Origin of the sequence: Pseudomonas sp. (assembly GCF_050739655.1) — a bacterium.
In the GTDB taxonomy this organism is placed as follows: Bacteria; Pseudomonadota; Gammaproteobacteria; order Pseudomonadales; family Pseudomonadaceae; genus Aquipseudomonas.
The window spans coordinates 1-6,762 of the sequence record NZ_JBOIBY010000382.1 but is presented as its reverse complement, the minus strand read 5'-3'; the positions used below and the strand labels follow the sequence as shown (position 1 = coordinate 6,762).

Annotated in this window: 7 protein-coding genes; 5 read left to right on the top strand and 2 right to left on the bottom strand. The window is 58.4% G+C overall.

Features of this window, described 5'->3' with window-relative positions; all coding sequences use genetic code 11:
* The 5 genes from purM to ACRESJ_RS18610 form a co-directional block, all read left to right on the top strand.
* Positions 1-998 (top strand): phosphoribosylformylglycinamidine cyclo-ligase (purM, locus tag ACRESJ_RS18630; RefSeq protein WP_431759194.1); only part of this gene is annotated, 998 nt, incomplete at its 5' end.
* Positions 998-1,648, top strand: a complete 651-nt coding sequence (purN, locus tag ACRESJ_RS18625; RefSeq protein WP_431759193.1) for a phosphoribosylglycinamide formyltransferase — start codon at positions 998-1,000, stop codon at positions 1,646-1,648. The genes purM and purN, both read left to right, overlap by 1 nt.
* A gap of 8 nt (positions 1,649-1,656) precedes the next feature.
* Entirely contained in the window at positions 1,657-2,370 is a 714-nt protein-coding gene (locus ACRESJ_RS18620; RefSeq protein ID WP_431759192.1) for a DUF3108 domain-containing protein, read from the top strand.
* A 244-nt stretch (positions 2,371-2,614) separates the two neighbouring features.
* On the top strand, positions 2,615-3,031 hold the full coding sequence (locus ACRESJ_RS18615; RefSeq protein WP_431759191.1) for an OsmC family protein: 417 nt from the start codon (positions 2,615-2,617) through the stop codon (positions 3,029-3,031).
* A gap of 62 nt (positions 3,032-3,093) precedes the next feature.
* A complete protein-coding gene (locus ACRESJ_RS18610) occupies positions 3,094-3,954 on the top strand; it encodes a pirin family protein (RefSeq protein ID WP_431759190.1) in 861 nt (286 codons plus the stop codon).
* Positions 3,955-4,045: 91 nt separating this feature from the next.
* Here the strand turns inward: ACRESJ_RS18610 and ACRESJ_RS18605 are convergent, their stop codons facing one another.
* Together ACRESJ_RS18605 and htpG are read right to left on the bottom strand one after the other, a co-directional pair.
* On the bottom strand, positions 4,046-4,774 hold the full coding sequence (locus tag ACRESJ_RS18605) for a dienelactone hydrolase family protein (protein ID WP_431759189.1): 729 nt from the start codon (positions 4,772-4,774) through the stop codon (positions 4,046-4,048).
* Between the two features lie 67 nt (positions 4,775-4,841).
* A complete protein-coding gene (gene htpG, locus ACRESJ_RS18600; protein ID WP_431759195.1) occupies positions 4,842-6,746 on the bottom strand; it encodes a molecular chaperone HtpG in 1,905 nt (634 codons plus the stop codon).
* Positions 6,747-6,762 lie beyond the last annotated feature (16 nt).

Here is a 6,762-nt window from a genome sequence, read left to right as displayed (position 1 = left end):
CATTGGTCGAACGCATCAAGAGCGTCGCCAAGCGCACTGCGCGCCCGGAAGTCATGGGCGGCCTGGGCGGTTTCGGCGCCCTCTGCGAAATCCCGGCCGGCTACAAGCAGCCTGTGCTGGTTTCCGGCACTGATGGCGTTGGCACCAAGCTGCGCCTGGCACTGAACCTGAACAAGCACGACAGCATCGGCATCGACCTGGTTGCCATGTGCGTCAACGACCTGGTGGTCTGCGGCGCCGAGCCGCTGTTCTTCCTCGACTACTACGCCACCGGCAAACTGAACGTCGACACCGCCGCTCAGGTCGTGACCGGCATCGGTGCAGGCTGCGAGCTGTCCGGCTGCTCCCTGGTCGGCGGCGAAACCGCTGAAATGCCTGGCATGTACGAAGGCGAAGACTACGACCTGGCCGGTTTCTGCGTCGGTGTCGTGGAAAAAGCCGAAATCATCGACGGTTCCAAAGTGGCTGCCGGCGATGCCTTGCTCGCCCTGCCATCTTCTGGCCCACACTCCAACGGCTACTCGCTGATCCGCAAGATCATCGAAGTGTCCGGTGCCGACATCGAAAACACCCAGCTCGACGGCAAGCCGCTGACCGACCTGCTGATGGCGCCTACTCGTATCTACGTGAAGCCGCTGCTCAAGCTGATCAAGGAAACCGGCGCGGTCAAAGCCATGGCCCACATCACCGGTGGTGGCCTGCTGGACAACATCCCGCGCGTTCTGCCAAAAGGCGCACAAGCGGTCGTTGACGTAGCGAGCTGGAACCGCCCGGCGGTGTTCGACTGGCTGCAAGAGAAAGGCAACGTCGACGAGAACGAAATGCACCGCGTGCTGAACTGCGGCGTGGGCATGGTCATCTGCGTGGCTCAAGAGCACGTCGAAACCGCCCTGAACGTTCTGCGTGAAGCCGGCGAACAACCTTGGGTCATCGGCCAGATCTCCACCGCTGCCGAAGGCGCGGCTCAGGTTGAACTGAAAAACCTCAAGGCTCACTGATGCCCAAGACCTGTGATGTGGTGGTGCTGCTGTCCGGCACCGGCAGTAACTTGCAGGCCTTGATCGACAGCACGCGGACCGGCGACAACCCGGTCCGCATCGCTGCGGTGATTTCCAACCGCGCCGACGCCTACGGCCTGCAACGCGCCAGGGACGCGGGCATCGACACCCGCACCCTTGATCACAAGGCTTTCGAAGGCCGCGAGGCCTTCGATGCCGCGCTGATCGAACTGATCGACGCCTTCAATCCGAAACTCGTGGTACTGGCCGGCTTCATGCGCATTCTCAGCGCTGACTTCGTGCGCCACTATCAGGGTCGCCTGCTCAATATCCATCCCTCGCTGCTGCCCAAATACAAAGGGTTACACACCCATCAGCGAGCGTTGGAGGCCGGCGACACCGAGCACGGCTGCTCCGTGCACTTCGTCACCGAGGAACTCGATGGCGGACCGCTGGTCGTACAGGCAGTAATACCGGTAGAGTTGCACGACTCGCCGGAAAGCCTGGCGCAGCGAATCCATGTGCAGGAACACCTGATCTACCCGATGGCCGTACGCTGGTTTGCCGAAGGCCGGATATCACTCGGCGATCAAGGTGCTTTACTGGATGGACAGTTACTCGCGGCCAGCGGCCACTTGATTCGAACCTAGGAGATATTATGCGTCGTGCCCTGCTCTTCGCTTGCGCTCTGCTTGCCTTGCCATTCGCGCAAGCCGCAGACCTTCAACCGTTCTCCGCCAGCTACACCGCCGACTGGAAGCAGTTGCCCATGAGCGGCACCGCTGAACGCAGCCTGACCAAGGAAGCCAACGGCGTCTGGAGGCTCAGCTTCAAGGCATCGATGATGATCGCCAGTCTGTCCGAAGAAAGCACCCTGACCGTCGACAAGGACACCTTGCTGCCACAGTCCTACCACTTCGAACGTGGCGGGCTGGGCAAAGCCAAGAAAGCAGACCTGGACTTCGACTGGGCTGCCAAAAAGGTGACCGGCACCGATCGTGGCGATGCGGTCAATATTCCGCTGAACCGCGGCATGGTCGACAAATCCACCTATCAACTGGCGCTGCAGCATGACGTGGCCGCCGGCAAGAAGAGCATGAGCTATCAGGTTGTGGATGATGGCGAAGTCGATACCTATGACTTCCGCGTGCTGGGTTCGGAAAAAGTCGACACCAAGGCTGGCCAGATCGATGCCATCAAGGTCGAGCGCGTACGTGACCCGACACAAAGCAAACGCACCACCGTGCTTTGGTTCGCCAAGGACTGGGATTACCTGCTGGTACGCCTGCAACAAGTTGAAACCGACGGCAAGGAGTACAACATCATGCTCCTGGACGGCAAGGTCAACGGTAAGGCTGTCAAAGGCAGCTGATCCACACCAACACGAAAAAGCCCCGCAATCGCGGGGCTTTTTTTTGAATCGTCAAAAGATCGCAGCCTGCGGCAGCTCCTACAGGGAACCGCATTCCCAGGTAGGAACTGCCGCAGGCTGCGATCTTTTGCCCTTTTGAAATCACGCAACAAAGAACGGTGGAACGCACAATCGCAGCAATGACTCTATACCTTCACGATCCTTTTTGATCGAATGGATATTCCTGATGCCAGCGAGGTTTCCCATGACTGTTACCGTCAATACCGTTTCCGCCGAAGGTTTTCGTCACAGCGTGCAGATCGATGACCACGAACTCTTTGCCGATGTGCCCGTCACATCCGGCGGCGAAGGCTCGGCGCCGGAGCCCCACGATTACTTCGATGCCGCGCTGGGCTCCTGCAAGGCCCTGACCTTGAAACTGTATGCGAAGAAAAAAGGCATCCCGCTGACCGGCGTCGGCGTCGAGGTCAAACGCGATAACAGTGAAGAACAAAAAGGCAAATACGCGCTGCACGTCAAACTGACTCTCAAAGGTGTGCTCACCGACGCCCAGCGTGATGAATTGCACCGCGTGGCCGATCGCTGTCCCATCCACAAGTTGATGACCACCAGCGACGTCAGCATCGAAACCCATCTTTCCGAAGGCGCGTTCAGCCAATAGCGGCAAGGGCTGCTCAAGCGGGTTATGCTCGAGCGCATTACCCGCTCAGCCTGGAATGCACCATGAACACTCCGCTCGTGATTCGCCCCCGCGCCGAAGATGTCGAAGGCCAGCCGATTCTTCGCCCACTGCCGTCAGCCAAATGCCGCAATGTCGGGCCATTCGTGTTTTTCGACCACATGCTGGAAACCCGCTATGCCGCCGGTGATGGCATGAATATCCGCCAGCATCCGCATATCGGACTGTCCACGCTCACTTACCTCTTCGAGGGTCAGCTCCAGCACAAGGACAGCCTCGGCTCCGATCAGGTGGTCAACCCCGGGGACGTCAGCTGGATGACCGCCGGCAGCGCCATTGCCCACGTCGAACGCACGCCAGAACCGTTGAAAGAAAGTGGCTTCACGATGCATGGCCTACAGATCTGGCTAGCCTCCCCCAAGGACCATGAACAAGGCCCTGGCCACTACAGTCATCATCCAGCCGCTACGTTGCCGGTCAGTGAGAACCTCGGAGTGAAGATCCGCATGATCGCCGGCTCAGGCTTTTGTCTGGAATCACCGGTGCCTGTGCTTTCTCCTACTCTGTACGCAGAATTGAACCTGCAAACCGCGACGACCTTGCTGATTCCCACCGAGCATGAAGAACGTGCGCTGTATGTGTTGAGTGGAGAGGTACAGCTCAATGGCGAGCCGATCGAGCCCCACGATTTAGTGGTACTGCCGCCAGGGGAAGAGATGACGTTGTTCGCTGATAGCGATACTCATGCGGTGCTGTTTGGTGGCGCACCGCTGGATGGTCCGCGGCGGATCAACTGGAATTTTGTCTCAAGCGATCCGGCAAGGATCGACGAAGCGCGCAAGCGCTGGGCGGCCGGGGAATGGCCGACAGTGCCAGGGGAAGTTGAGCGGATCGAGTTGCCGTAAAGCAAAAGATCGCAGCCTGCGGCAGCGCCTACAGGAAACTCATTCCAATGTAGGAGCTGCCGCAGGCTGCGATCTTTTGATCTTCGGGGCGTCAGCCCTTGAACACTTCATCCAGCAAGTTGTGCATCGACGTAAACGCCCGCACGGCAACCTTGGCGTCGTACATCATCATGCCCGGCACCTTGGCGTGCGGGTCTGTGAACGAGTGGAACGCACCGCCGTAGCTGACTAACTGCCAATCCACACCGGCGGCATTCATTTCATCTTCGAATACCGGCAGTTGCTCTTTCGGGACCAACGGATCAGAAGCGCCGTGCAGCACCAGCACCTTGCCCTTGATGTTTTTCGCATCATTGACGTCCGGTGTATCCAGGGTGCCGTGGAACGACACAGCGGCCTTCACCGGCGCCCCCGTCCGAGCGAACTCAAGGGAGCAGCAACCACCGAAGCAGAAACCGAAAGTCGCCAGCTTCGATGTATCGACAGCCGCTTCACTCTGCTTTTGCAGCTGTTCGAACGCTACCTGCATGCGCTTGCGCAGCAATGCGCGGTCATCCTTCAGGGGCATCATCGCAGCAGCCGCCTCATCGTTGTTCTGCGGACGAAGCGACTGCCCATAGAGATCCGCAATCAGCACCACGTAGCCCTTGGCGGCCACCGACTTGGCGATCTCCTCGGCACCCGCGCCGACACCCATCCAGTTTGGCGCCATCAGCAGGCCAGGGCGTGCGCCCTTATGGTCAGCGTCGAACGCCACGCGGCTTTCATAAGGCTGGCCGTCAATCTGATAGACAACGGAACGTACAGTGATTTGGCTCATTTCTGACTCCTGATTGTTGAACACCAGAATGAAAAAACCCGCCGAAGCGGGTTTTCTTGCAACGCAGTTAAGCTGATAGCTCAACCAATAGCTTGTTCAGACGGCGCACATACGCCGCCGGATCTTTCAAACTATCGCCGGCCGCCAGAGCCGCCTGATCGAAGAGGATGTGCGACAGATCGCCGAAGCGCTCGTCACTCTGCTCGTTATCGAGCTTCTCGATCAGCGGGTGAGCCGGGTTGAATTCAAAGATTGGCTTCGAATCCGGAACCTTCTGACCGCTGGCTTCCAGGATCTGACGCATCTGCAGGCCCAGGTCCTGCTCACCGATGGCCAGAATGGCCGGGGAATCGGTCAGGCGGTGAGAAACCCGTACTTCAGCAACGGATTCGCCCAGCGCGGTCTTCAGACGCTCAACCAGACCTTCTTTGGCCTTGGCGACTTCTTCCGCGGCCTTCTTGTCTTCTTCCGAGTCCAGGTTACCCAGGTCCAGGTCACCGCGCGCCACGTCGACAAAGCTCTTGCCGTCGAAGTCGCTAAGGTAGCTCATCAGCCACTCGTCAATGCGATCGGTCAGCAGCAGCACTTCGATGCCTTTCTTGCGGAAGACTTCCAGGTGCGGGCTGTTTTTGACTTGTGCGTAGGTTTCGCCAGTCAGGTAGTAAATCTTGTCCTGACCTTCCTTGGCGCGTGCCAAGTACTCGGCCAGACCTACAACCTGCTCACCGTCGTCACCGCTGGTCGATGCGAAACGCAACAGACCGGCAATTTTCTCTTTGTTGGCAAAGTCTTCCGCTGGGCCTTCCTTCATGACCTGACCGAAGTTCTTCCAGAAGCCTTTGTATTGCTCAGGCTCGTTCTTCGCCAGTTTTTCCAGCATGTCCAGCACGCGCTTGGTCAGTGCCGACTTCATGGAATCGATGATCGGGTCTTTCTGCAGGATTTCCCGCGACACGTTCAGCGACAGGTCGTTGGAGTCGACCACGCCTTTGATGAAGCGCAGGTACAGCGGCAGGAACGACTCGGCCTGATCCATGACGAACACGCGCTGCACGTACAGCTTCAGGCCTTTCGGCGCTTCACGCTGATACAGATCGAACGGAGCACGGGCCGGCACGTACAGCAGTGAGCTGTATTCCAGCTTGCCTTCGACCTTGTTGTGGCTCCAGCTCAGCGGGTTTTCGAAGTCGTGGGCGATGTGTTTGTAGAACTCCTGGTATTCCTCATCCTTCACTTCGGTGCGAGGACGGGTCCACAGGGCGCTGGCGCGGTTGACGGTTTCCCACTCAACGGCCGGCTGCTCTTCGCCTTCGGTCGCTGCCACTTCTTTCGGCAACTCGATCGGCAAGGCGATGTGGTCGGAGTACTTCTTGATGATGTTGCGCAGACGCCAGCCATCGGCGAATTCGTCTTCCCCGGACTTCAGGTGCAAAACGATGCGAGTGCCACGATCGGCCTTCTCGACGGTCGCCACTTCGAAATCGCCTTCGCCCTTGGACGACCAGTGCACACCTTCACTGATTGCCGCACCGGCACGACGGCTGAACACGTCGACTTTATCGGCGACGATGAACGCGGAGTAGAAACCGACACCGAACTGGCCGATCAGGTGCGAATCTTTCTTCTGATCGCCCGACAGGTTCTTCATGAAGTCGGCGGTACCGGATTTGGCGATAGTACCCAGATGGGTAATCACATCTTCACGGCTCATGCCGATGCCGTTGTCTTCGAGAGTGACGGTCTTGGCGTCCTTGTCGAAGCTCACACGGATTTTCAGTTCAGCGCCACCTTCCAGCAGTTCTGGCTTGGACAGCGCTTCGAAACGTAATTTGTCTACAGCGTCAGAGGCGTTCGAGATCAGTTCGCGAAGGAAAATTTCCTTGTTGGAATACAGCGAATGGATCATGAGGTGCAGCAGTTGCTTCACCTCGGTCTGGAAGCCCAGGGTTTCCTTTTGAGTTTCCACACTCATGGTCATCAAACTCCAA

Excerpts from the sequence above, each read along its gene's own strand:
- ACRESJ_RS18620 (WP_431759192.1), top strand. The coding sequence starts at position 1,657 with ATGCGTCGTGCCCTGCTCTTCGCTTGCGCTCTGCTTGCCTTGCCATTC.
- ACRESJ_RS18615 (WP_431759191.1), top strand. The coding sequence starts at position 2,615 with ATGACTGTTACCGTCAATACCGTTTCCGCCGAAGGTTTTCGTCACAGC.
- htpG (WP_431759195.1), bottom strand. The coding sequence starts at position 6,746 with ATGAGTGTGGAAACTCAAAAGGAAACCCTGGGCTTCCAGACCGAGGTG.
- ACRESJ_RS18610 (WP_431759190.1), top strand. The coding sequence starts at position 3,094 with ATGAACACTCCGCTCGTGATTCGCCCCCGCGCCGAAGATGTCGAAGGC.
- ACRESJ_RS18605 (WP_431759189.1), bottom strand. The coding sequence starts at position 4,774 with ATGAGCCAAATCACTGTACGTTCCGTTGTCTATCAGATTGACGGCCAG.
- purN (WP_431759193.1), top strand. The coding sequence starts at position 998 with ATGCCCAAGACCTGTGATGTGGTGGTGCTGCTGTCCGGCACCGGCAGT.